Origin of the sequence: Nocardioides sp. NPDC023903, assembly GCF_040639295.1 — a bacterium.
Classification (GTDB): Bacteria; Actinomycetota; Actinomycetes; order Propionibacteriales; family Nocardioidaceae; genus Nocardioides.
The window spans coordinates 25,037-48,680 of sequence record NZ_JBEZZS010000041.1 but is presented as its reverse complement, the minus strand read 5'-3'; the positions used below and the strand labels follow the sequence as shown (position 1 = coordinate 48,680).

At 70.9% G+C, this 23,644-nt stretch carries 21 protein-coding genes; 19 read left to right on the top strand and 2 right to left on the bottom strand.

Translation table 11 applies throughout. The annotated features are described in order from the left end of the window. Positions 1 to 127: 127 nt before the first annotated feature. Both AB0F44_RS26790 and AB0F44_RS26785 read right to left on the bottom strand, forming a co-directional pair. Positions 128 to 1,171, bottom strand: coding sequence for a methyltransferase domain-containing protein (locus AB0F44_RS26790; RefSeq protein ID WP_357359919.1), 1,044 nt, complete (start codon positions 1,169 to 1,171; stop codon positions 128 to 130). A gap of 25 nt (positions 1,172 to 1,196) precedes the next feature. Beyond that, complete coding sequence (locus AB0F44_RS26785; protein WP_357359917.1) at positions 1,197 to 2,189, bottom strand: glycosyltransferase family 2 protein; 993 nt, start codon at positions 2,187 to 2,189, stop codon at positions 1,197 to 1,199. 165 nt (positions 2,190 to 2,354) lie between these two features. Between AB0F44_RS26785 and AB0F44_RS26780 the strand changes: the two genes are divergently transcribed. From AB0F44_RS26780 to AB0F44_RS26690, 19 genes are all read left to right on the top strand, one after another. Then, positions 2,355 to 2,606: a hypothetical protein gene (locus tag AB0F44_RS26780; protein ID WP_357359915.1), complete on the top strand. Its 252-nt coding sequence runs from the start codon at positions 2,355 to 2,357 to the stop codon at positions 2,604 to 2,606. A 9-nt stretch (positions 2,607 to 2,615) separates the two neighbouring features. Further along, a complete protein-coding gene (gene ftsY, locus AB0F44_RS26775; RefSeq protein WP_357359914.1) occupies positions 2,616 to 3,773 on the top strand; it encodes a signal recognition particle-docking protein FtsY in 1,158 nt (385 codons plus the stop codon). A gap of 30 nt (positions 3,774 to 3,803) precedes the next feature. Next, entirely contained in the window at positions 3,804 to 5,009 is a 1,206-nt protein-coding gene (locus tag AB0F44_RS26770; protein ID WP_350661803.1) for an ROK family transcriptional regulator, read from the top strand. Between the two features lie 156 nt (positions 5,010 to 5,165). Further along, positions 5,166 to 7,295: a PQQ-dependent sugar dehydrogenase gene (locus AB0F44_RS26765; protein WP_357359912.1), complete on the top strand. Its 2,130-nt coding sequence runs from the start codon at positions 5,166 to 5,168 to the stop codon at positions 7,293 to 7,295. A gap of 230 nt (positions 7,296 to 7,525) precedes the next feature. Beyond that, positions 7,526 to 8,788, top strand: coding sequence for an ROK family protein (locus tag AB0F44_RS26760; RefSeq protein WP_357359910.1), 1,263 nt, complete (start codon positions 7,526 to 7,528; stop codon positions 8,786 to 8,788). Then, on the top strand, positions 8,785 to 10,344 hold the full coding sequence (locus AB0F44_RS26755; RefSeq protein ID WP_357359908.1) for a sugar ABC transporter ATP-binding protein: 1,560 nt from the start codon (positions 8,785 to 8,787) through the stop codon (positions 10,342 to 10,344). Before AB0F44_RS26760 ends, AB0F44_RS26755 begins: the two co-directional genes overlap by 4 nt. After that, complete coding sequence (locus AB0F44_RS26750) at positions 10,341 to 11,393, top strand: ABC transporter permease (RefSeq protein WP_357359906.1); 1,053 nt, start codon at positions 10,341 to 10,343, stop codon at positions 11,391 to 11,393. The genes AB0F44_RS26755 and AB0F44_RS26750 overlap by 4 nt, the downstream gene beginning before the upstream one ends. An 80-nt stretch (positions 11,394 to 11,473) precedes the next feature. Next, on the top strand, positions 11,474 to 12,511 hold the full coding sequence (locus tag AB0F44_RS26745; protein WP_357359904.1) for a substrate-binding domain-containing protein: 1,038 nt from the start codon (positions 11,474 to 11,476) through the stop codon (positions 12,509 to 12,511). An 82-nt stretch (positions 12,512 to 12,593) separates the two neighbouring features. Beyond that, on the top strand, positions 12,594 to 13,769 hold the full coding sequence (locus tag AB0F44_RS26740; RefSeq protein ID WP_357359902.1) for a Gfo/Idh/MocA family oxidoreductase: 1,176 nt from the start codon (positions 12,594 to 12,596) through the stop codon (positions 13,767 to 13,769). Positions 13,770 to 13,834: 65 nt separating this feature from the next. Next, positions 13,835 to 14,656 (top strand): ThuA domain-containing protein, encoded by an 822-nt coding sequence (locus AB0F44_RS26735; protein WP_357359901.1) that lies wholly within the window; start codon positions 13,835 to 13,837, stop codon positions 14,654 to 14,656. After that, positions 14,653 to 15,807 (top strand): inositol-3-phosphate synthase, encoded by a 1,155-nt coding sequence (locus tag AB0F44_RS26730; RefSeq protein ID WP_357359899.1) that lies wholly within the window; start codon positions 14,653 to 14,655, stop codon positions 15,805 to 15,807. Before AB0F44_RS26735 ends, AB0F44_RS26730 begins: the two co-directional genes overlap by 4 nt. After that, positions 15,804 to 16,652: an SCO3242 family prenyltransferase gene (locus AB0F44_RS26725; RefSeq protein ID WP_357359897.1), complete on the top strand. Its 849-nt coding sequence runs from the start codon at positions 15,804 to 15,806 to the stop codon at positions 16,650 to 16,652. Before AB0F44_RS26730 ends, AB0F44_RS26725 begins: the two co-directional genes overlap by 4 nt. Beyond that, the gene (locus AB0F44_RS26720) at positions 16,649 to 17,527 is read left to right on the top strand and encodes a sugar phosphate isomerase/epimerase family protein (protein ID WP_357359895.1); all 879 of its coding nucleotides are present in this window, start codon (positions 16,649 to 16,651) and stop codon (positions 17,525 to 17,527) included. The genes AB0F44_RS26725 and AB0F44_RS26720 overlap by 4 nt, the downstream gene beginning before the upstream one ends. After that, complete coding sequence (locus AB0F44_RS26715) at positions 17,524 to 18,129, top strand: EboA domain-containing protein (RefSeq protein ID WP_357359893.1); 606 nt, start codon at positions 17,524 to 17,526, stop codon at positions 18,127 to 18,129. Before AB0F44_RS26720 ends, AB0F44_RS26715 begins: the two co-directional genes overlap by 4 nt. Further along, positions 18,129 to 18,986 (top strand): TatD family hydrolase, encoded by an 858-nt coding sequence (locus tag AB0F44_RS26710; RefSeq protein WP_357359891.1) that lies wholly within the window; start codon positions 18,129 to 18,131, stop codon positions 18,984 to 18,986. Before AB0F44_RS26715 ends, AB0F44_RS26710 begins: the two co-directional genes overlap by 1 nt. Beyond that, positions 18,983 to 20,167 (top strand): metabolite traffic protein EboE, encoded by a 1,185-nt coding sequence (eboE, locus tag AB0F44_RS26705; protein WP_357359889.1) that lies wholly within the window; start codon positions 18,983 to 18,985, stop codon positions 20,165 to 20,167. Before AB0F44_RS26710 ends, eboE begins: the two co-directional genes overlap by 4 nt. After that, positions 20,164 to 21,537 carry a nucleotide pyrophosphatase/phosphodiesterase family protein gene (locus AB0F44_RS26700; RefSeq protein WP_357359887.1) on the top strand — a complete coding sequence of 458 codons (1,374 nt, stop codon included), beginning with the start codon at positions 20,164 to 20,166 and terminating at the stop codon, positions 21,535 to 21,537. The genes eboE and AB0F44_RS26700 overlap by 4 nt, the downstream gene beginning before the upstream one ends. A gap of 30 nt (positions 21,538 to 21,567) precedes the next feature. Next, positions 21,568 to 22,575, top strand: a complete 1,008-nt coding sequence (locus AB0F44_RS26695; protein ID WP_357359885.1) for a sugar phosphate isomerase/epimerase family protein — start codon at positions 21,568 to 21,570, stop codon at positions 22,573 to 22,575. Between the two features lie 41 nt (positions 22,576 to 22,616). Next, a complete protein-coding gene (locus AB0F44_RS26690; RefSeq protein WP_357359883.1) occupies positions 22,617 to 23,582 on the top strand; it encodes a sugar phosphate isomerase/epimerase in 966 nt (321 codons plus the stop codon). Positions 23,583 to 23,644: the final 62 nt, after the last annotated feature.

Here is a 23,644-nt window from a genome sequence, read left to right as displayed (position 1 = left end):
GCTTTTTCGGGGCTACTCCGCGTTTTTTTAGAGTATCACGCGCCGCGTCGGCGCAACCGCACGCCTCGCTCGCTTCGCTTCGCTCCAAGGCGTGCAGTTGCGCCGACTCGGCTCCACCCAGGCTCGGCTACTTCTCGAAGACTGCCTGGTCGAGTACGCGACGCTCGTCGTCGGCCAGGACCACTAGCTCCTCGCGGGTGAGGCCGGTGCCTTCGCCGGTGGGGGAGAGGTTGATGAAGAACTCGTGCTTGACGGTGTCGTGGAAGGAGGTCTCCCGCATCGAGATGAGGTCGAGGTCGGCGAGGTCCTGGAGCAGGAGGCGGAGGTGGTTGGGGGTGCAGACCCAGTTGTGGGTGTCGATGTAGCGCTCCCCGCGCTGGGCCTCCGCACCGCTCGCCTTCACGGCCTCCAGACCGTGGGCGAAGGTGTAGTCGCCCTTGTGGCGCGGACCCCAGGCGGTGATGCCACCGTGCTTGGCCGCGTTGAGCCGCTCCTCGATGACCGCGCCCATGGTGTGCACAGACGTCGGGTAGAGCGAGGCGTCGATGACGCGCGAGAGCGAGGCGCGCTCACGGAACCGGTCGAAGCAGTAGCGGTGGTCGGGGATGACCAGGGCGAGCACGCCGTCGGGGTTGAGCAGCTTCTCGCACTCGTTGAGGAAGTCGATCATCGAGGTCGTGTGCTCGATGACGTGAGAGGCCACGACGAGGTCGAAACGCTCCGGGATCATCTCTGACCAGGGAGTTCCCGGCCGGAAAACGTAGTCGACCTCCTCGATGTCGTCAGGGTTGTACTGGGAGAAACCGGCATAGCGCTGAACCAGGCCCTCGCGGTCGAGGTAGTCGACGATGCGTACGTCATAGCCGTCCCGCTTGGGCAGGATCGCGTTGTGCGCGGGGCCGATCTCCAGGATCAGGGCGTCGGGCTTGACCCCGGCGAGCACCTGCTCGCGACGCAGCTCGAGCCGGTCCAGGCCGGGGATGGCGGGCACCGCGGTGGTGCGGTTTCGGTCGCCCTGCAGCCCCTCCACCTTCGTACGCAGCTTCTGGTTGCGCTGCTTGAGCTCGTCGATCCGATCGTGCAGGCGCGCGGCCTCGGCATCGGCGGCACGGACGGTCTGCAGACCTGCGGCGGCGAGGCCGCGGCGTACGGCGCCCCTGAACGTGGGCAAGACAGGTCCTCCTGAGAAGAGAGTTTCAGCTTTTGCGGGGTGGGATGTACGGCTCAGCGGCGAGGGCGGCCCGGCCGCGCTCGGCACCGAGGGCGTGCTCGTCGTCGGGCACGGCCTTGTCGTTCTCGGGGTCGAGCACGTCACGCATCAGGTCGGGGATGAGCGAACGGCCGAGCACGATGTGGAGGTGGTAGGTCAGCCAGTCGTCGAACGAGTAGTCGCCCGAGAAGGCGCCGGCGGCGAGCTCGGCTCGGGTGGGCGTGCGCGCGAGGTAGGCGTCCTGCAGGGTGCCGTTGAGATAGCGCTGGTAGTCGCGCATCCCGTGGTGGCGCGGGCTCGGCTTCAGGTCCGGGTTGGCCTCGTAGCCCTTGCCGGCGTTGATCACCTTGCGCTCGAGCTGGGCCCAGGAGCGCCAGGGCAGGTGGAGCACCTCGAGGGCGACCTCGTCGTCCGGCTGGCCGTTGCTCATCAGCGAGACGAAGTGGTTGCCCTGGACGACCTTGATGTCCGACTCGCCGCGGTGGATCGCATTGGGCGTCGGGTGGGCGTGGAGCCCGACCGCCTCGAGGCGCTCGTCGGTACGCCGGTCACGCCACTGGAGCCGGTTGATGCCGCCGCCCTTCCAGGCGGGCGGGCCGACGAGGTTCTCCACCTCGACGGTGAACGCGTTCAGCGACAGGGGAGTGGCCTCGAGCGCCTGGCGTACGGTCAGGCCCTTGTCCTTCGGGACCAGGAACTCGTCGGCGTCGAGGTTGAGGACCCAGTCGGCGCGGAAGTGGGTGCGGGCACGTCGGGCCATCGAGGTGACGACCTTGCCCTGCTGCTTCTCGTGGACGGGGTCGTGGTGGAGCTCGACCCGTCCCGTGGCGGCGTAGCGCTCGAGCACCTCGGTGGTGCCGTCGACCGACGCGTTGTCCGTGACGATCAACGTGTCGACACCCTGGTCCAGGTGGTGCTCGATCATCGCGGCGACGATGTCGACCTCGTCCCGGACCATCATTGTCCCGATGATCCTCATGCCGTGAAACACTACCGGTCCGGTGTACGTTGTCGAGATCCCGCGCCGTACGACGGGACGCCTCGAGCGCGTGCGCCCGCGCGTGCCGTTGTGTGCTCCGGGGTCGGGGTGTGCAAGGGTGGACGCCGTCCGTGCGTATCCAGAAGGGGGCTGGCCGAGCCAGTGTTGACCATCGTTGTCATCTTCGTGGCGATGTTCCTCATCGTCGCGCTGGCCGGACTCGTGATCGTCTACACGGTCTTCCCCCACCGCGGACAGAAGATGCCGTACGCCACCAAGCTCGGCAACGCGATGGAGCGGGCCGTCGACACGGCCCCCACGCTCAGCCCGGCCACGCGCCTGCAGACCCGCCGCGAGGACCACCTCACCGAGCTGTTCGGTGAGCGCAAGCCAGGAACTACGGAAAATCAGCGCTAGTTTGATTGGATGAGGCCCATGGAAATGGTCACCCTCATCGTCATCATCGCGGTCGCCGCTGTCGTGATCATCGGCGGCGGCATCGTCGGTCTGGTCGCCAGCACCCGGCGCCGTAAGGACCGTTCGCTGCCGACCGAGGCGGGGACCGATGTCATCTCCCGCCCAACTGCGCCGACCGTAGAGGGGCCGACGGTCGGGGAGGCCGAGCCGGAGACGGTGCCGGCGGAGCCCGCCGCGCCGGTCATCGAGAAGCCGGAGAGCACCGCCTCCCGCCTGGTGCGGCTGCGCCAGCGCCTGGCCGGCTCCAACGCGCTGGGCCGCGGCCTGCTCAACCTGCTCTCGTCCGACCGGCTCGACGAGGACACCTGGGAGTCCATCGAGGATCTGCTGCTCACCGCCGACATCGGCGTCACCCCGACCCAGGAGCTGGTCGAGGGGCTGCGCACCCGGCTGCGCGTCGAGGGCGGCAAGGTCGACGTCAAGGCGGCGCTGCGTGATGAGCTGATCAAGCTGGTCGACCCCGGCATGGACCGCCGGCTCCAGGTCAGCGGCGCCGACGGCGCCCCCGGTGTGGTGCTGATGGTCGGCGTCAACGGCACCGGCAAGACCACCACCACCGGCAAGCTCGCGCGGATCCTGGTCTCCGAGGACCGCAAGGTCGTCCTCGGTGCCGCCGACACGTTCCGTGCCGCCGCCGCCGAGCAGCTCACCACCTGGGGCGAGCGCGTCGGCGTCGAGGTCGTACGCGGCCCGGAGGGCACCGACCCGGCCAGCGTCGCCTTCGACTCGGTCAAGGAGGGCCTCGACACCGGCGTCGACACCGTCATCGTCGACACCGCCGGACGGCTGCAGAACAAGGCCGGCCTGATGGACGAGCTCGGCAAGGTCAAGCGCGTCATCGAGAAGCAGACCCCGGTCACCGAGGTCCTGCTCGTCCTCGACGCCACCACCGGCCAGAACGGCCTCATCCAGGCCCGCGTCTTCAGCGAGGCCGTCGCCGTCAGCGGCATCGTCCTCACCAAGCTCGACGGCTCCGCCAAGGGCGGCATCGTCGTCGCCGTACAGCGCGAGCTCGGAGTTCCGGTCAAGCTCGTCGGCCTTGGTGAAGGCCCCGACGACCTGGCCCCGTTCACCCCTGAGGCATTCGTCGACGCGCTCCTGGGCTGACTCCCTGTGCCACATGGCAGGATCGCCGGTATGCGCCATTCACTCGCCGGCCGGGCCGAGACCTCCATGCAGGCACGACTGCTCGCCCAGCTACGTGACGAGGGCCCGCTGTCGCGGGTTCAGCTCGCCGACCGGCTGAACGTCTCTCGCACCACGATCGCGGCCGAGGTCGGACGGCTCACCGAGCTGGGCATGGCCCACGAGGTTGGCCCGGCGGCCTCCCGAGGCGGCCGGCGCTCGACCCTGGTCGACCTCGCCCCGGACATCCGGTTCGTCGGCATCTCCATCGGCGCCACCAGCATGTCGGTGGGCCTCACCGACGGGCGGCTGTCGGTGATCGGCACCCGCACCCGGGCGTGCGACATCCGCAGCGGCCCGGAGAAGGTGCTCGCGACCGCGCTCGACGAGGTCCGCGCGCTCCTGGACGAGCACGACGTCAGCGAGCCGATGGGCGCCGGTATCGGCGTACCCGGACCGGTCGACTTCCATCGCGGCGTGTCGGTGTCGCCGCCGATCATGCCGGGCTGGGACGGCTACCCGGTGCGCGACGCGGTCGCCCGGGAGCTGGGCTGCCCGGTCGTGCTCGACAACGACGTGAACGTCCTCGCGGCGGGGGAGCAGCACGCGGGTGTCGCCCGGACCGCTCGTGACTTCCTGTACGTCAAGATCGGCACCGGCATCGGCTGCGGGATCGTCGTCGACGGGGAGCTCTACCGCGGCGTCGACGGCTGTGCCGGCGACATCGGCCACATCCGCGTCGAGGACTTCGGGCCCACCTGCGCCTGCGGCAACACCGGCTGCCTGGAGGCGTTCTCCGGAGGGGCGGCGCTCGCTCGCGAGGCGCTCGCCGCGGCCCGTTCCGGACGCTCTCCGGTGCTGGCCGAGCTGCTCGCGGAGAAGGGCGAGCTGAGCGCCGAGGACATCGCCATCGCGGTCGCCCGCGGCGACGCCCAGGCGGTCCAGCTCATCCGGGAGAGCGGCCACCGCATCGGGCAGGTGCTCGCCAGCCTGGTCTCGTTCTTCAACCCCGGCCTGATCGTCATCGGCGGCCGGGTCAGCAAGCTCGGTCACGGGTTGCTCGCCGAGATCCGCAGCGTGACCTACCGCCGCTCGCTGCCGCTGGCGACCGGCAACCTCCCGATCGTGCTCAGCGAGCTGGGTGACGAGGGCGGCGTCATCGGCGCTGCGCACCTGATCAGCGCCTCGGTCTACGCGCCCAGCAGCGGCGAGGCGTAGACCCCACTCTCGACCTCTCCAGAGGTGCACTATCGTCCCATCTTTCGAAATCATCTTGCGAAAGTACGCAAGTCACTTGACGTGATCGGCGTCACATCGATACGTTCGCGGACGATCTCGCTCCCCTCCCATGACAGCGAGAGAAGGAGATGGACCGTGCGCAGATTCACCCTCTGGAGCGTCGCCACCACCGTGGTCTCCGGCCTCCTGGTTCTGCCCCTCACGACGTCCGCGGACGCGGCCCCCACGGGCTCCCCGCCGCCGGACACCGACTTCGAGAAGGTGACCCTCAACGACCGCCCCGGTGAGCCGATGGACCTCGCGGTCCTGCCCAACGGGGACGTCCTCCACACGACCCGGGCCGGGAAGGTGTGGCTCAACGACGCCGACACCGGCGTCAACAGCGTCGCAGCCGAGTTCGACGTCTACCAGCACGACGAGGAGGGTCTGCAGAGCATCGCTCTGGACCCCGGATACAACGGCCGGACCAACAAGTGGGTCTACGTCTACTACTCGCCGCCGATGAACACCCCTGTCGACGACCCGGCCACGCCGGACGTCAACGAGGGTGACGCCCCCGAGTACGGCACGCCCGCCGACTTCGAGCCCTTCAAGGGCGCGATCCGGCTCTCACGCTACAAGTACGCCGGCGGCAAGCTCGACCTGTCCACCGAGCAGCAGATCATCGACGTACCGGTGGACCGCGGTCGCTGCTGCCACGTCGGCGGCGACATCGTCTTCGACTCCGCAGGCAACCTGATCCTCGCCACCGGCGACGACACCGACCCGTTCCAGTCCGACGGGTACGCCCCGCTCGACGACCGCGAGAACCGCAGCCCCGCCTTCGACGCGAGGCGTACGGCCGCCAACACCGACGACCTGCGCGGCAAGCTCCTCCGGATCAAGCCGAAGGCAGGCGGCGGCTATACCGTCCCCGCCGGGAACCTGTTCGCGCCGGGCACCGACAAGACCCGCCCGGAGATCTACGCGATGGGCCTGCGCAACCCGTTCCGGATCGAGATCGACCGGGAGACCGACCGCGTCTTCGTGGCCGACTACTCGCCCGACGCCTCCTCCGCGAACCCGGAGCGCGGGCCGGCGGGTCAGGGCAAGTGGACCGTCGTCACGGAGCCGGCCAACTACGGCTGGCCGCTGTGCGCGACCGCCGAGATGCCCTACCGCGACTACGACTTCGCGACCGGGACCTCGGGGCCGGCGTTCGACTGTGACGCCCCTGTCAACGACTCGCGGCACAACACCGGTCTGACCGAGCTCCCGCCGGTCACCCAGCCGACCGTCTGGTACACCTACAGCCAGTCGGAGCAGTTCCCTGAGCTCGGTACGGGCGGCATCGCCCCGATGGCAGGCCCGGCGTACGACTTCCAGAAGTCGGCCACGAAGGACCCGCTCTCCGGTGCCTGGCCGGAGTACTACGACGGCGTTCCGCTGTTCGCGGAGTGGGGCCGGGACTACATCAAGGGCATGCGGCTCGACGCCGATGGCGAGCTGACCGGCATCGAGTCCGTGCTCTCCACGTTCGCCACGGACAACGTGATGGACCTGGAGTTCGGCAAGGACGGCTCGCTCTACATGCTCGAGTACGGCGACGGGTTCTTCAGCGAGAACGAGGAGGCCCAGGTCTCCCGGATCGACTACATCGCCCGGACCGGCAACCACAGCCCGAAGCCGGTCATCAGCGCCGACAAGACCGCCGGTCAGCCGCCGCTGACCGTCGCCTTCGACAGCGCCGGGACGACCGACCCCGACGGTGACCGCCTCGTCTACCAGTGGGACTTCGACGGTGACGGCACCTTCGACGCCACCGGGAAGACCGCCACCCACACCTACGAGGAGCCGGGGGCCTACCGAGCGACCCTGACCGTCACCGACAAGGGCAAGGCGGGTCGTGGCAAGCACGCCTCGGCTGACGTCGACGTCGTCGTCGGCAACGACGTCCCGGTGGTGACCCTCACGACCAGCCCGGCGCCCGGCGAGACGTTCCACTTCGGTGACACCGTGCAGTTCCAGGTCGAGGTGACCGATGACCAGGCCGTCGACTGCGACCGGGTCTCGGTGACGTACGTCCTGGGCCACGACGAGCACGGGCACCCGCAGTCCACCGCGAACGGCTGCAGCGGCTCGATCGTGACGACCGTCCCCGGTGGTCACGACCCCGGGCAGGACGACCTGAATGCCGTCTTCGTGGCGGAGTACACCGACCCCGGTGACGGCGACATCCCGGCGCTCACCGGCACCGACGAGGTGGTGATCGCACCCAGCGAGTGACCCTCGCGATCGACCCGAAAGGGGCATCCGGCCAACTCTGGCCGGGTGCCCCTTTCGACTACTTTGTCCAATAACTTTTCAAAGTTCGACAGAAACTTTGCAGAAACCGCCGCGAAAGGGTTGTACAACGTGAGCGCGGTCACTAGTTTGTCTCTCAGTCACCGAATTCTGTGACTGCCATCACAGGCTGCGCCCGTGATGGGCGACCACACCCCGGACAGGAGGCACCCGTGCGCGACGCAGACATCACCGTGCGGGTCTCCGCCACCGCCGACCCGGCCGCCGTCCGGGCCGCCCGCATGGGCCTGCTCCTGCGGTCGCTGCGCGACCGCGGGCCGCGCTCGCGAGGACGCCTCGCCGTGGAGACCGGGCTGACCCGCACCGTCGCGACCGGACTGGTCGACGAGCTCGCCGAGCTCGGGCTGGTCTCCTGCGAGGACGCCGACCGCCGCGGCGCCGGCCGCCCCGGCGTCCAGGTCCGGCTCGTCGGCAGCTCGGTGTGCGGCGTGGGCGCGGAGATCAACGTCGACCACCTCGCCGTCGTCGCCGTCGACCTCGCCGGGTCCGTGATCGCCGAGTTCCGCCGCGGCATCGACGGCCGCAGCCTTCCGCCCGAGGGCGTGCTGGCCGAGCTCGCCAGCCTGGTCGACGACGCCCTCGCCGAGGCACGGACCGCCGGCGCCACCGTCGCAGGCATCACCGTCGGAGTCGCGGGCCTCGTCGACACCGCAACCCAGCGCGTCACTCTCGCTCCCAACCTCGGCTGGCGCGACATCGACGCCGCCGAGGACGTACGCCGCCGGCTCGCGGCCACGGCCGCGCCGGTCCCGCCAGTGCGTGTGGCCAACGAGGCCACCCTCGCCGCCACCGCCGAGCTCGACCCCACCGACGCCGACCGCGCCGACATGGTGGTGCTCTACGGCGAGGTCGGCCTGGGCGGTGCGATCGTCAGTGGTGGCCGGGTCGCCCCGGGCCGGCACGGCTGGGCCGGCGAGATCGGCCACCTCCCGGTCGACCCTCGCGGGCGTCTGTGCGGCTGCGGCCGCACCGGCTGCTGGGAGACCGTGGTCGGCCTGCGGGCGCTCCTCGAGGCGGCCACCGACCCCGACGACCCGGTCCGCGACCCCGTACTGACCCTGGAGGAGCGACTCGCCACCCTGGTCGAGCGGGCCCGGCTCGCCGACGGCCGCACCCTGGCCGCGCTGGACGAGGTCGGGACCTGGCTCGGCACCGGCGCCGCCATCCTCGTCAACACGCTCAACCCCGGGACCGTCGTACTCAGCGGCTACTTCGCCGTGCTCGGCGAGTGGCTGCGCCCGGCCGTCGAGGCACGGCTCGCCGCCGACGTCCTCGCGCCGCGTGCCGGTGGCACCCGGGTCGCGATCTCAGCCTTCGGCCCGACCGCCGCGGTTCGCGGCGGCGCACTGGTCTCCCTGGAGCCGCTGCTCTCCGACCCCACCGCCCTCGCCGAACTGCACGGAGGAACCCGATGACCCAGACCCCGAAGCCGTCGCCGGACGGCCCCGCCGCCAGCGCAGACGGGGGTGACGTACTGCTCGAGATGACCGGGATCGTGAAGCGGTTCCCCGGCGTGCTCGCCCTCGGCGGCGTCGACCTCGACGTCCGCGCGGGGGAGGTGCACTGCCTGCTCGGACAGAACGGCGCCGGCAAGTCGACCCTCATCAAGGTGCTCTCGGCGGCGTACCAGCCCGACGAGGGGGAGATCCTCTGGGAGGGCGAGCCGGTCCGGCTGACCACGCCGGTCGCCGCCATGAAGCGCGGCATCTCGACGATCTACCAGGAGCTCGACCTGGTGCCCGGGCTCACCGTGACCGAGAACATCTTCCTCGGCCACGAGCTCGCCACCGCCGGGTTCAGCCGCCGCGCGGAGGCGACCCAGCGGGTGCGTACGCTCCTGGCCCGGCTCGGCCACAGCGAGGTCGACCCGAACCGCCTGGTCGGTGACCTCTCGCCGGCCGGTCAGCAGATCGTCAGCATGGCGCGGGCGCTGTCCCACGACACCCGCCTGCTCATCCTCGACGAGCCGTCGGCGGTTCTCGACCAGGAGGAGGTGGACAACCTCTTCCGGGTCATGCGCGGCCTCACCGCGGAGGGCGTCGCGATCATCTACATCTCCCACCGCCTCGAGGAGATCCGCCAGATCGGCGACCGGATCACGGTCCTCAAGGACGGCCGCACCGTGGCCACCGGGCTCTCGGTCGAGGAGACCCCGACCCGGGAGCTGATCACACTGATGACCGGCCGCCAGATCGAGTACGTCTTCCCCGAGCGCCCCGCGATCGCACCCGGTCGGGACGGCACGCCGGTGCTCGAGGCCACCGGCCTGTCCGGCGACCGCTTCCACGATATCGATCTCCGCGTCCACGCCGGCGAGATCGTCGGTCTGGCCGGCCTGGTCGGCTCCGGCCGCTCGGAGATCCTCGAGACCGTCTACGGCGCCCGCCGCTCCAGCTCGGGCACGGTCACCGTCAACGGCCGCCGGCTGCGCCGTGGCTCGGTACGCGCCGCGGTGGCTGCCGGGATCGGCCTCGCCCCCGAGGAGCGCAAGAGCCAGGCGCTGCTGCTCGACCAGGCGGTCTACCGCAACGTGACGGTCTCGTCCCTGAACCGGTTCTCCAAGGGCAGTTTCCTCGACAGCGGCGCCGAGCGCCGCGCCGCCGAGGAGCTCAGCCGCTCGCTCGACGTACGTCCGGCCGGGGTCGACCGGCCGGTCCGCAACCTGTCGGGCGGCAACCAGCAGAAGGTCGTGCTCGCCAGATGGCTGCTGCGCGACTGCAAGGTGCTGCTCCTCGACGAGCCCACCCGGGGCGTCGACGTCGGGGCACGCAGCGAGATCTACAACCTCGTCCGCCGCCTGGCCGACGAAGGTGTCGCCGTGGTCGTGGTGTCCAGCGAGGTCGAGGAGGTGCTCGGTCTCGCCGACCGGGTCCTCGTCATCAGCGAGGGCTCCGTCGTCCACGAGGGACCCGCCACCGAGATCGACGAGTCGAAGGTCCTGGACCTCGTGATGGAAGGAGAGGTCGCATGAGCGACACGCCAACGAACGCTGCTGTGGCCCAGGAGGACACGGCTCGGGTGGAGAAGGAGGCGGCCCGCCGGGCCGAGCCCCGTGGTCTGGGCCAGCTGCTGCGCAGCGGCGCGGGCCACAACCTCGGCTTGGTCCTGGCCTTGGGCCTGCTGGCCGTGATCGGCATCGCCACCGGTGGTGAACGGTTCGCCTCGGTCGACAACGTGATGACGATCCTGCGCCTGGCCGCGGTGATCGGCGTGGTCAGCATCGGGATGACCTTCGTCATCACCGGCGGCGGGATCGACCTGTCGGTGGGCGCGCTGGTCGCGCTCTCCTCGGTCTGGTGCACCACGTTGGCCACGCAGGCGATGGCCAACGACTATCACTGGATCTTCATCGTCACCACGGCCCTCCTGGTCGGCGCGGGTGCCGGTCTGATCAACGGGTTGCTGGTGGCGTACGGCGGGGTGGTGCCGTTCATCGCGACGCTCGCGATGATGGCCAGCGCCCGCGGTCTGGCCGAGATCATCTCGGCGCGCAAGACCCAGATCGTCAGCGTGCCGGGCTTCACCGACGCGTTCTCCCGCGACATCTTCGGGATCTCGGTCCTGGTCTGGATCTTCGTCATCGTGGCCGTGATCGGCTGGGTCGTGCTCAACCGCACCACCTTCGGCCGGCGCACCCTGGCCATCGGCGGCAACCCGGAGGCCTCGCGCCTGGCCGGCATCAACGTACGCCGCCACACCGTGCTCCTCTACGTGCTCGTCGGGGTCTGCTGCGGCATCGCCGCGATCATGCTGGTCAGCCGCACCACGACCGGCAGCGCCACCCACGGCGGGCTCTACGAGCTCGACGCCATCGCCGCGGTCGTCATCGGCGGCACCCTGCTCGCCGGCGGGCGCGGCACCATCGTCGGCACCGTCTTCGGGGTGCTGATCTTCACGACCCTCACCAACGTGTTCGTGATCAACAACCTCTCGATCTCCGCTCAGGCCTTCACCAAGGGCCTGATCATCATCGCCGCCGTGCTGCTGCAGAAGCGGTTCTCACGACAGCCAGGGTCATGACCGCCCGACGCCATCCAGCCAGCCGTCCACGGCTCTCGGACCAATCCCTTCTCCACCTCGCACGATCTAGGAGCACTTCCATGAAACTGAAGTCCACAGCAAAAATCGTCGTCGCAGGCCTCTCGGTGCTCGCCCTCTCGGCGTGCATCAGCAACACCCCCGAGAAGTCCGAGAACGTCGGTGGCACCTCCAACGCCAAGGCCGGCTCCAACGACGAGAAGGGCGACACGGTCGTCATCGGCTTCTCGGCCCCCGCCGCCGACCACGGCTGGATGGGTGCGATCAGCGAGCAGGCCAAGACCGCCGCCGACTCCTACGAGGACGTCGACCTGCGCCTGGCGGAGGGCACCAACGACGTCAGCCTGCAGATCAGCCAGGTCGAGACCTTCATCAACGACAAGGTCGACGCCATCGTGCTGCTGCCCTTCGACGGCGCCGCGATGACGCCGGTGGCGCTCAAGGCGATGGAGGCCGGCATCCCGGTCATCAACGTCGACCGTGAGTTCAACGACCCCAACGCCGCCCGGGTCACCGTGCTCGGCGACAACTACGGCATGGGTGTCTCGGCCGGTGAGTACGTCTGTGGGCAGGCCGACGGCAAGACGGACGCCGTCGTCGCCGAGATCGCCGGCATCGACTCGCTGCCGCTGACCCAGGACCGCAGCCGGGGCTTCAAGGACGCGCTGGGCGAGTGCGGCCTCGACGTCGACAACCGGGTCGCCGCCGACTTCACCGTCGAGGGCGGCGAGAAGGCGGCCTCCAACCTGCTCCAGGCCGCGCCGAAGCTCGACTTCCTGTGGAACCACGACGACGACCAGGGTGTCGGCGTCCTCGCCGCGATCAACAACGCCGGTCGCGACGAGTTCACGATGGTCGGCGGCGCCGGCTCGGCCAACGCGATGCGCGAGATCGAGTCGGACAAGGGCGTCCTCAAGGCGACGGTCATCTACCCCTCCACCCAGGCCGCTGACGGCATCAAGCTCGCCCGGCTCCTGGCGCAGGACAAGGCCATGTCCGACCTGGTCGAGGTGACCGTGCCGCGCACCATCCAGCTGGACGCGCCTGTCGTCACCAAGGAGAACGTGGAGGAGTTCCTCCCCACGGCCTTCGAGTCCTGATCGAGCCCGACCCAGTCAGACCGCAAGATCGCTCCGCGCTCGGGCGCGGAGCGACACCACCGAAACACAGGATCGAGTTCCGATGACCGAGCAGAACGCCACGCTCGGGGTGGGGATGATCGGCTATGCCTTCATGGGTGCCGTCCACTCCCACGCCTGGCGAAGTGCCCACCGCTTCTTCGACCTTCCCCTGACCCCGCGGATGCAGGTCCTCTGTGGCCGTGACGCTACTCGCGTGGCCGAGGCCGCCACCCGGTTCGGCTGGGAGGAGAGCGTCACCGACTGGCGCGACGTGATCGCCCGCGACGACGTCGACCTGGTCGACGTGTGCACGCCCGGCGACACCCACGCGGAGATCGCGATCGCCGCGCTCGAGGCGGGCAAGCACGTGCTGTGCGAGAAGCCGCTGGCCAACAGCGTGGCCGAGGCCGAGCGGATGGCCGCGGCCGCCGCGGTGGCCGCCGAGCGTGGAGTGCGCGCGATGGTGGGGTTCACCTACCGCCGGGTGCCCGCCATCGCCCTGGCCCGGAAGCTGGTCGCCGACGGTCGTCTCGGGGAGATCCACCATGTGCGGGCACAGTATCTCCAGGACTGGCTGGCCGACCCCGAGTCCCCGCTGAGCTGGCGCCTCGACAAGACCAAGGCCGGCTCGGGTGCGCTCGGCGACATCGGCGCCCACGTCATCGACCTGACCCAGCACATCACCGGTGACCGGATCCTGGAGGTCTCCGGGATGCTGGAGACCTTCGTCAAGGAGCGCCCGGTGGCCGAGACCTCCTCCGGGCTCTCCGCCACCGCCGGTGCCGAACGCGGTCCGGTCACCGTCGACGACGCCGCGCTCTTCCTGGCGCGGTTCGCCGGGGGAGCGGTCGGCTCCTTCGAGGCCACCCGCTTCGCCACCGGCCGCAAGAACGCGATCCGGATCGAGATCAACGGGTCGAAGGGCAGCCTGGCCTTCGACTTCGAGGACATGAACGTCCTGCACTTCCACGACGCGACACTGCCGGAGGCCGAGGGCGGCTTCCGCCGGATCGTCGTCACCGAACCCGAGCACCCGTGGGTGGGGGCCTGGTGGCCGCCGGGCCACGGCCTCGGCTACGAGCATGGCTTCACCCACCAGGTCGTCGACCTCGTCCGGGCGCTCGGCGAGGGCACCGAGCCGACGCCGACGTTCGCCGACGGACTCCAGGTGCAGCGCGTTCTCGCCGCGGTCGAGACCAGCTCCGACACCAGAACGTGGCAGGAGATCCCCACCTGATCCACCCGGGGCCGCTCGGCCGATTCCAGCCTGTTCAGACCGTTGAGCACAGAAGGGATACGCACATGAAGCACGGATCGAGAAGGTTCCGGACATTGATTGCGGGAGTCGGGCTGGTGGCGGTGGCCGCCTTCGCCCCGGGCCTGTCACCGGCGCCGGCCGCGAGTGCCGACCGCTCCGACGTGAGCGAGGCAGCCGGGACGTACGACGTCCTGGTGTTCTCCAAGACCGCCGGGTTCCGGCACGGTTCCATCCCTGACGGCATCGCGGCGATCGAGAAGCTGGGGGCCGAGAACGGCTTCACGGTGACCGCCACCGAGGACGCGGCGGTGTTCAACGACACCGACCTGGCGGCGTACGAGGCGGTGCTGTGGCTCTCCACCACCGGTGACGTGCTCGACGCGGGGCAGCAGGCCGCGTTCGAGCGCTACATCCAGGACGGTGGCGGCTATGTGGGCGTGCACGCCGCCTCCGACACCGAGTACGACTGGCCCTGGTACGGCGGCCTCGTCGGTGCCTACTTCGCCGGTCACCCCGCCCAGCAGACCGCGACGGTGAAGGTGCACGCGCACAACACCGCCGCGACGGCCGAGCTGCCGAAGAGGTGGACGCGCTGGGACGAGTGGTACAGCTTCCGCGACCGTCCGGCCGACTCGATCCGGGTCCTCGCCGACCTCGACGAGACCAGCTACAACCCGGGCCGGTTCGCCATGGGCGACCCGCACCCGATCGCCTGGTGCCACCGCTACGACGGCGGCCGGGCCTTCTACACCGGCATGGGCCACACCTCGGAGTCGTTCATCGAGCCGGAGTTCCTCTCCCACGTACTCGGCGGCATCGAGATGGTCGCCGGGGTCGAGCGGTTCCGCTGCGAGGCGGACAGATGAGCGGGAGAGTCGGGCTCTGGCTGGTCGGTGCCTGCGGCTCGGTGGGTGTCACGACGACCGTCGGCGCGCTGGCCGTCCGGGCCGGGCTCGCCGGACGCGTCGGGCTGGTCGCCGAGCAGCCGGAGATCGCCGCCGCCGGGCTGCCCTCCTTGGACGACCTGGTGATCGGTGGGCACGACCTGCGGGCGGACCCGTTGCTGAAGCGGGCCGAGCGGCTCGCCGCGGGCGGGGTCGTTCCCGCCGGGATCCTGCCGGCGGTCGCCGGTGAGCTGGAAGAGGTCGAGGGGCGGCTGCGTACGGGCTATGACCCGGCGGGCGCAGAGCCGCAAGGCGCTGCGGTCGAACGCCTGACCGCCGATCTCGTGGCCTTCCGCGAGGAGCACGGGCTCGAGCGGGTGGTCGTGGTGGATGTGGCGAGCACCGAGCCGCCGGCTGAGGTCGCGGACGGCGGACCGCTCGCCGACCCCGACGTCCTCGACGCGGCGCTGGCCGCGGGGGAGTCCCCGCTGCCGGCCAGCTCCGTCTACGTCCTGGCCGCCTACCGGGCCGGCTGCCCGGTGGTCTCGTTCACACCCAGTCCGGGACCACGGCTGCCGGTGCTCGTCACCCTCGCCGAGCGGGCCGGGCTCCCGTGGGCGGGCTCGGACGGGAAGACCGGGGAGACGCTGCTGAAGTCGGCGCTGGCGCCGATGTTCTCGACGCGGGCGCTGCAGGTCAACGCCTGGGCCTCCTACAACATGCTCGGTGGCGGTGACGGGGCCACGCTCGCCGACCCCGCCAACGCGCAGAGCAAGCTGGTCACCAAGGCTCAGGGGCTGGAGGCGATGCTCGGTCACCCGGTGGAGGGGCCGATGCACATCGACTACGTCCCCGACCACGGCGACTGGAAGACCGCCATCGACCACGTCTCCTTCGAGGGGTTCCTCGGCGTGCGGATGTCGCTTCAGTTCACCTGGAGCGGCTGCGACTCGGCGCTGGCCGCGCCCCTGGTGCTCGACCTGGCCCGGCTCGTCCTGCGCGCGCAGGAGGTCGGTGAGAGCGGACCGCTTCCGTTCGGGTTCTTCTTCAAGGACCCGGCGGGCTCCACCGAGCACCGGCTCGGCACGCAGTGGGAAGAGCTGGTCGCGTGGTGCGCTCGGGTGGGCGCATGACGTCTCGCGCCCGAGCCTTCGCCGAGCTGGTCCGGCTGCCGGCGGCCCTTACCGTGCCAGGGGACACCCTGGCCGGGGCGGCCGCGGCCGGTCCGCTGCGGGCGCGCGCGGTCGCGATGCCGGCCGCCTCGGTGGCGCTCTACTGGGCCGGGATGGCGCTCAACGACTGGGCCGACCGGGACCTCGACGCCGTCGAGCGCCCCGAGCGGCCGATCCCGTCGGGCCGAGTCAGCCCGCGGCAGGCGCTGGGGGTGGCCGTCGGGCTGACCGCAGCGGGTGTCGGGCTGGCCGGACTCGCCGGAGGGCGTCCGGCCGCGGTGACAGCGGCCGCCCTGGCCGGGACGGTGTGGGCCTACGACACCGTCCTGAAGGACACCTCGGCCGGGCCGGTCGCGATGGCCGCGGCCCGAGGTCTCGATGTGCTCCTCGGGGCGAGTGCGAGCGGACGTACGCGGGCCGGGCTGGTGCCGGCTGGTCTGCTCGCCGCCCACACCGCAGGGGTCACCCTGCTCAGCCGGGGCGAGGTCCATGGCACTCAGCCGCGCACCGCGAGTCTGGCCGGCGGCGTCACGGTCCTGACCGCGGCCGCGGCGGCCGGCCACGGGCGGGCGGCGCTCCCCGTCGCCCTCGCCGCGACGTACGCACACATTGTCGGCTCCGCCCAGCTCGCCGCGGTCTCATCGCCGGATGCCGGTACGGTCCGGCGGGCCACCGGCGCCGGGATCCGCGGGATGATCCCGCTCCAGGCCGCGCTCGTCGCCCGCCGCTCGCCGCTGGCCGCGGTCGCGCTGCTGGCCGCCGGCCCGATCGTCAAGGCCGCCTCGAAGGTGGTGTCACCGACATGAGCGCGACGAGCACGTTGCGGTTCGGCTACGGCACCAACGGCATGCACAGCCACCGGCTCGAGGACGCGCTGAGCCTCCTGGCCGCGCTGGGCTACGACGGGGTCGCGCTGACCCTCGACCACCTTCACCTGGACCCCTTCCGGCCGAACCTGGCCGGCCGGGTCGCCCAGGTCGGCCGCCGGCTGGACGAGCTCGGCCTGTCGGTCGTGATCGAGACCGGCGCTCGCTACATCCTCGATCCGCTCCGCAAGCACTACCCGACCCTGCTTCACCCGGGCCCGGACGCGAGCCGCCGGGTCGACTATCTGCACCGGGCGGTCGAGGTGGCCGCCGACCTCGGCGCCGAGGCGGTCTCGTTCTGGTCGGGCACCCTGCCGGACGGCGTCGACGAGGACCGCGCTTGGGGACGGCTGTGCGACGGCGTGTGGCGCGTCCTCGACCTCGCCACCCGCCGCGGCGTCGTGTGCGCCGTCGAGCCCGAGCCCGGGCACTTCGTCGACACCCTCGACTCCGTGCTCGAGCTGCGCGCGCGCCTCGACGACCCGGAGCTGCTGCGGGTCACCCTCGACCTCGGTCACGTGGTGTGCAACGAGCCGCGGGGGATGGCCGAGACCATCCGACTGGCCGGTCCACTGCTGGCCAACGTGCAGGTCGACGACATGGTCGAGGGCGTCCACGAGCACCTGGAGCTCGGCACCGGCGAGGTCGACTTCGCCGCCGCGCTCGGCACCCTCGTCGAGATCGGCTACACCGGGCTGGCCGCGCTCGAGCTGCCCCGCCAGTCCCACGCCGCCCCGGTCGTCGCCGAGCGCTCCCTGGCGTTTTTGCGCGAGACCCTCGAGGGCCTTCCCCGACCCGAGGAGGTGGGCGCATGAACGAGAAGCTCCTCGCCGAGTGGTGCGCCGAGATCGAAGCCGACCCCACCCGGATCAGGACCCGCTTCCCGGCCGCGGCCAGGGAGATCGGCCGCACGCCGGGCACCTCGCCGGAGCCCGGCGCGGAGCGGGTCGAGGACGACGTACGCGTGAGTCTGCTGATGGCGCTCGGCCGTGGCCTGGCGGGCGACGGCGACACGTTGAGCACCGAGGTGCACGACCTCTACCGCTTCGGCGACGCCGACGAGCGGCGGGCGGTCCTGCTCGGCCTCGGCCACCTCGAGGACCTGATCGGCGACCGCGCCGTCGACCTGCTTCACGACGCGCTGCGCACCAACGACCCGCGCCTGGTGGCGGCCGCCCTGGGGACGTACGCCGCTCGTCTCGATCCCGCCGCGTGGCGCCAGGCCGTCCTGAAGTGCCTCTTCGTCGGCGTACCTCTTCGCCTGGTGGCCGGCCTCGACCGACCCGACGGATCCGATGACGAGCTGCGCCGGATGGTCGCCGACTACGCCGCCGAGCGGCGCGCGGCCGGCCGTGAGGTGCCCGCCGACGCCCTGCCCTTCCTTCCCGTCCCCACCCAGACCGCTCGGGAGTCCTGATGCGCATCTTCGACCCGCACATCCACATGAGCTCGCGTACGACCGACGACTACGAGGCGATGTACGCCGCCGGCGTCCGCGCCCTGGTGGAGCCGGCCTTCTGGCTCGGCCAGCCGCGGACCAGCGTCGACTCGTTCGTCGACTACTTCGACGCGCTGGTCGGCTGGGAGCGGTTCCGGGCCTCGCAGTTCGGCATCGCCCACCACTGCACGATCGCGCTCAACCCGAAGGAGGCCAACGACCCGCGCTGCACTCCGGTGCTCGACCTGCTGCCGCGCTACCTCGCCAAGGACGGGGTCGTCGCGGTCGGCGAGATCGGCTTCGACTCGATGACCGAGGACGAGGAGAAGGCGTTCAGCCGCCAGCTGGAGCTGGCCCGCGAGTTCGCGCTGCCCGCGATGGTGCACACGCCCCACCGCGACAAGCTGGCCGGCACCCGCCGCACCCTCGACCTCGTCGAGGCGGCCGGGATGGAGCCCGGGATGGTCGTCGTCGACCACCTCAACGAGGTGACCGTCGACGTCGTCGACGAGGCGGGCGCCTGGATGGGCTTCTCGATCTATCCCGACACCAAGATGGACCCCGACCGGATGGTCGCAATCCTCCAGCGCCGCGGTCTCGACCGGGTGCTGGTCAACTCCGCCGCCGACTGGGGAAAGAGCGACCCGCTGCGCACCCGGGCGACCGGCGAGGCGATGCTGGCGGCCGGCTTCACCGAGGACGATGTCGACCGGGTGCTCTGGCGCAACCCGGTGGAGTTCTTCGGCCAGAGCGGACGGCTGCTGCTCGACGTACCTGCGGCCGACCAGGGCGCGACCTTCGCCGGCAACTCGCTGCTGCGAGGTGAGCGGGCATGAGGTTCCGGCACCGCGACGGCACGGTCGTCCACCTCGGCTACTGCAGCAACGTGCACCCCGCCGAGGACGTCGACGGCATCCTCGACCAGCTCCGCCGCTACGCCGGCGAGGTACGCGCAAGGCTCGGCGTGCAGCGGCTCGGCCTGGGCCTGTGGCTGCCCGCCGCAACGGCGCACGAGCTGGCCGGAGACCCGGCCACGCTCGACCGGTTGCGCGCCGGCCTGGACCGCCACGGCCTGGAGGTCGTCACCCTCAACGCCTTCCCGTACGCCGGGTTCCACGCCCCGGTCGTGAAGCGCGATGTCTACTCCCCGGACTGGTCGACCCGGCGCCGCCTCGACTACACCCTCGACTGCGCCCGGGTGCTGGCGGCGCTGCTGCCCGACGATGCCGTACGCGGCAGCATCTCGACCCTCCCGCTCGGATGGCGCACCCCGTGGTTCACCGACCGCGACCGGGCGGCCCGCGAGCTGATCGGCGAGCTCGCCGACGGCCTGGCCGGGATCGAGGCCGAGCACGGCCGGCTGATCCGGGTCGGGTTCGAGCCGGAGCCCGGCTGTGTCGTGGAGACGACCCGGGACGCGGTCACCCGGCTCGCCGGGCTGGCCCCCGACCACCTCGGGATCTGCGTCGACACCTGCCACCTCGCCACCCAGTTCGAGGACGCCACCGAGGCGCTCGACCGGCTGCGGGTGGCCGGACTGCCGGTCGTCAAGGTCCAGGTCTCCGCGGCGCTGCACGCCGACGACCCGAGCGACCCGGCGACCCGGGAGGCCCTGGCCTCCTACGCCGAGGACCGCTTCCTGCACCAGACCCGCGAGCCGCGCGGGGCGCGGGTGGACAGCCGTGACGACCTGCCGGAGGCGCTCGCCGGCCATCGTCCGCTGCCGGCCGAGCATCCGTGGCGGGTGCACTTCCACGTACCTCTCCACGCCGACCCGGCCCCGCCGCTGCGCAGCACCCGCGACCACCTCGCGGGCACGCTCGACGCGCTTCTCGGCGGCCCGGTGGCGCACACCGACCACCTCGAGGTCGAGACCTACACCTGGGGCGTACTGCCCGAGCAGGTCCGCCCGGACGGTGACGCCGGCCTGGTCGCGGGCATTGCGGCCGAGCTGGCCTGGACCGGCGACCGGCTCCTCGAGGCCGGTCTCGAACAGCTGCAGGAGGCATCGGCATGAGCTACAACCTTGGTGAGAAGCTGCTGGTCATCGACGTGGTCGGGATGACCCCCGAGCTGCTCCAGCACATGCCGCGGGTGCGGCAGGTGGGGGAGTCGGGGTTCACCGCCGAGCTGGGCACGGTGCTGCCCGCGGTCACCTGCTCGGTCCAGTCGACCTTCCTGACCGGCGCACTGCCGCGCGACCACGGCATCGTCGGCAACGGCTGGTACTTCCGGGACCTCGGCGAGGTGCTCCTGTGGCGCCAGCACAACGCGCTGGTGCAGGGCGAGAAGCTGTGGGACGTCGTACGCCGCCGGCGGCCCGGCGCGAAGGTCGCCAACATCTGCTGGTGGTACGCCATGGGCGCCGACGTCGACACCACCGTCACCCCGCGCCCGGCCTACCACGCCGACGGCAAGAAGTCGCCGGACTGCTGGACCTGGCCGCCCGAGCTCCACGACACCCTCACCTCGGAGCTTGGCCCGTTCCCGCTGTTCACCTACTGGGGTCCGACGGCCTCGATCAAGAGCTCGGCCTGGATCGTCGCGGCCGCCCGCAAGGTCATGCCCGACCACGACCTCACTCTCGTCTACGTCCCGCATCTCGACTACGACCTGCAGCGGTTCGGCCCCGACAGCCCGCAGGCGGTCCAGGCCGCCCGCGATGTCGACGCCACCCTGACGCCGCTGCTCGACGACGCCGAGGCCGCAGGCGTACGCGTCGTGCTGCTGAGCGAGTACGGCATCACCCGAGCCACCCGCCCGGTCGACGTCAACCGGCTGCTGCGCCGCGAGGGCCTCCTGCACGTCCACCACAACGCCACCGGCGAGCTGCTCGACCCGTGGACGTCGCGGGCCTTCGCGGTCGCCGACCACCAGATCGCCCACGTCTACATCAAGGACCCCGCCGACCTGGACCAGGTGCGCGACCTGCTGCAAGGTCTCGACGGGGTGGCCGCGGTCCTCGACCGCGCCGGCCAGGCGGCGTACGGACTCGACCACGAGCGCGCCGGCGAGCTCGTCCTGGTGGCCGAGCCGGATGCCTGGTTCACCTACTACTACTGGCTCGACGACGCGAACGCGCCCGACTTCGCGCGCGGCGTCGAGATCCACAAGAAGCCCGGCTACGACCCCGCCGAGCTGTTCCTCGACCCCGAGGACCGCTGGGTCAAGCTGCGTGCCGCCACCACGCTGGCCCGCAAGACGGCCGGGCTGCGCTACGCCATGAGCGTGGTGCCGCTCGACCCCGCCCCGGTCTCCGGCAGCCATGGCCGGCTGCCGGACGACCCCGAGCACGGCCCGGTGCTCGTCTGCTCCGACGCCTCCGTCAAACGCGACCGGTTCGAGGCCACCGAGGTCCGCGACCTGCTTGCATCCCTGCTCCCCTGAACTGCTCTCCTGAGGAAGGACAACAACACCATGACCCGACCGATCACGCTCTTCACCGGACAGTGGGCCGACCTGCCGTTCGAGGAGGTCTGCCGCCTCGCCTCCGAGTGGGGCTACGACGGCCTCGAGATCGCCTGCTGGGGGGACCACCTCGACGTCTGGCAGGCCGCCGAGGACGAGTCGTACGTCCAGGCGAAGCTGGACCTGTTGGAGAAGCACAACCTCAAGGTCTTCGCGATCTCCAACCACCTCAAGGGCCAGGCGGTCTGCGACGACCCGATCGACCAGCGCCACAAAGACATCCTGCCCGCGAAGATCTGGGGCGACGGCGACCCCGAGGGCGTACGTCAGCGGGCGGCCGAGGAGATGAAGATGACCGCCCGGGCGGCCAAGAACCTCGGGGTCAAGACGGTCGTCGGCTTCACCGGCTCCTCCATCTGGAAGTACGTCGCGATGTTCCCGCCCGTCTCCCAGGAGGCGATCGAGGCCGGCTACCAGGACTTCGCCGACCGGTGGAACCCGATCCTCGACGTCTTCGACGAGTGCGGGGTGAGGTTCGCCCACGAGGTCCACCCCTCCGAGATCGCCTACGACTACTGGTCCACCGTCGCGACGCTCGAGGCGATCGGCCACCGGGAGGCCTTCGGGCTCAACTGGGACCCCAGCCACATGGTCTGGCAGCAGGTCGACCCGGTCGGGTTCCTGTGGGACTTCCGCGACCGGATCTACCACGTGGACTGCAAGGACACGAAGATGCAGACCGGCAACGGCCGCAACGCCCGGCTCGGGTCCCACCTCTCCTGGGCGGACCCGCGCCGCGGCTGGGACTTCGTCTCCACCGGCCACGGCGACGTCCCGTGGGAGCAGTGCTTCCGGATGCTCAACTCCATCGGCTACGACGGCCCCATCTCGGTCGAGTGGGAGGACGCTGGCATGGACCGCCTCGTCGGTGCCCCCGAGGCGCTCGAGTTCGTCCGCCGGCTCGCCTTCGACGCCCCTGATGCCTCCTTCGATTCCGCCTTCAGCACCACCGACTGACTCGACCACCGAGAGTTCGACAACCCCGAGAGGAAACCCCCATGTGTTACGGATTCGATGGTGAGAGCGCGCTGCGCCGCTCGCTGGAGGAGCGCGGCCTGAGCCGTCGCTCCATGTTCAAGGGCGCCCTGGGCGCCGTCGCCGGCGGTGCCGCACTGGCGGCCGTGCCGGGTCTGCTCTCGCCGGCCGGTGCTGCCGTGGCGGCCAAGCGGGGCGGGTGCCGGGTGCCTCCGGGCCGGATCAGCATCCAGCTGTGGACGGTCCGCGACGCCCTGTGGGGCGACCCGGGCTTCGACGCGACGCTGACCTCGATCGCCGAGATGGGCTACCCGCGGGTGGAGCAGGCGCTGGGCTACTTCGACAAGACCGCGGCCGAGCTGCGGGCCTTCTACGACGGCCTCGGCATCCGCGCCTCCTCGTCCCACGACGGCATCAGCGCGACCCCCGCCGAGCTGCAGACCAAGCTGCAGAACGCCGCGACCCTCGGCCAGCGCTACATGGTGGTGCCCTACCTCGCCTCCAACTCGCTTTCGGACTGGCAGACCTGGGCGGAGCAGATGAACGTCGAGGCGGCGGCGGCGAAGCGCTACGGGATCGCGTACGGCTACCACAACCACGCCCACGAGTTCACGACCGATCTCGGCGGCGGGGTGACCCCGTGGGACATCCTCACCACCGAGCTGGACCCGGGTCTGGTGCACCTCGAGATCGACATCTACTGGGCCGTGACGGGCGGGGTCAACCAGGGCCTGTCCAACGACGATGCCGTCGACTTCGCGATCGACACCATCAAGTCGGGCCCGCAGCGGGTGCGGCAGTACCACGTCAAGGACCGCAACCCCACCACCGGCGACCACGTCGACCTCGGCACCGGCTTCATCGACTTCGCCAAGGTCTTCGCGGCCCACGAGGTCGAGGAGTACATCGTCGAGAACGACACCCCGGAGATCAGCCCGCTCCACACCGCGGATGTCGGCTACTCCTACCTGCGTGCGCTGCGCTACTGACGTACGCCTCTGAAGTACGCCACACCTGACTCGGCAGCCGCCCCCGTCCCTCCCTCCGGGGC

Coding starts and splice junctions, on each gene's coding strand:
- AB0F44_RS26755 (WP_357359908.1), top strand. CDS start 8,785: ATGACCCAGACCCCGAAGCCGTCGCCGGACGGCCCCGCCGCCAGCGCA.
- AB0F44_RS26710 (WP_357359891.1), top strand. CDS start 18,129: ATGCGCATCTTCGACCCGCACATCCACATGAGCTCGCGTACGACCGAC.
- AB0F44_RS26750 (WP_357359906.1), top strand. CDS start 10,341: ATGAGCGACACGCCAACGAACGCTGCTGTGGCCCAGGAGGACACGGCT.
- AB0F44_RS26785 (WP_357359917.1), bottom strand. CDS start 2,189: ATGAGGATCATCGGGACAATGATGGTCCGGGACGAGGTCGACATCGTC.
- AB0F44_RS26740 (WP_357359902.1), top strand. CDS start 12,594: ATGACCGAGCAGAACGCCACGCTCGGGGTGGGGATGATCGGCTATGCC.
- eboE (WP_357359889.1), top strand. CDS start 18,983: ATGAGGTTCCGGCACCGCGACGGCACGGTCGTCCACCTCGGCTACTGC.
- ftsY (WP_357359914.1), top strand. CDS start 2,616: ATGAGGCCCATGGAAATGGTCACCCTCATCGTCATCATCGCGGTCGCC.
- AB0F44_RS26725 (WP_357359897.1), top strand. CDS start 15,804: ATGACGTCTCGCGCCCGAGCCTTCGCCGAGCTGGTCCGGCTGCCGGCG.
- AB0F44_RS26695 (WP_357359885.1), top strand. CDS start 21,568: ATGACCCGACCGATCACGCTCTTCACCGGACAGTGGGCCGACCTGCCG.
- AB0F44_RS26745 (WP_357359904.1), top strand. CDS start 11,474: ATGAAACTGAAGTCCACAGCAAAAATCGTCGTCGCAGGCCTCTCGGTG.
- AB0F44_RS26720 (WP_357359895.1), top strand. CDS start 16,649: ATGAGCGCGACGAGCACGTTGCGGTTCGGCTACGGCACCAACGGCATG.
- AB0F44_RS26730 (WP_357359899.1), top strand. CDS start 14,653: ATGAGCGGGAGAGTCGGGCTCTGGCTGGTCGGTGCCTGCGGCTCGGTG.
- AB0F44_RS26690 (WP_357359883.1), top strand. CDS start 22,617: ATGTGTTACGGATTCGATGGTGAGAGCGCGCTGCGCCGCTCGCTGGAG.
- AB0F44_RS26715 (WP_357359893.1), top strand. CDS start 17,524: ATGAACGAGAAGCTCCTCGCCGAGTGGTGCGCCGAGATCGAAGCCGAC.
- AB0F44_RS26735 (WP_357359901.1), top strand. CDS start 13,835: ATGAAGCACGGATCGAGAAGGTTCCGGACATTGATTGCGGGAGTCGGG.
- AB0F44_RS26700 (WP_357359887.1), top strand. CDS start 20,164: ATGAGCTACAACCTTGGTGAGAAGCTGCTGGTCATCGACGTGGTCGGG.
- AB0F44_RS26770 (WP_350661803.1), top strand. CDS start 3,804: ATGCGCCATTCACTCGCCGGCCGGGCCGAGACCTCCATGCAGGCACGA.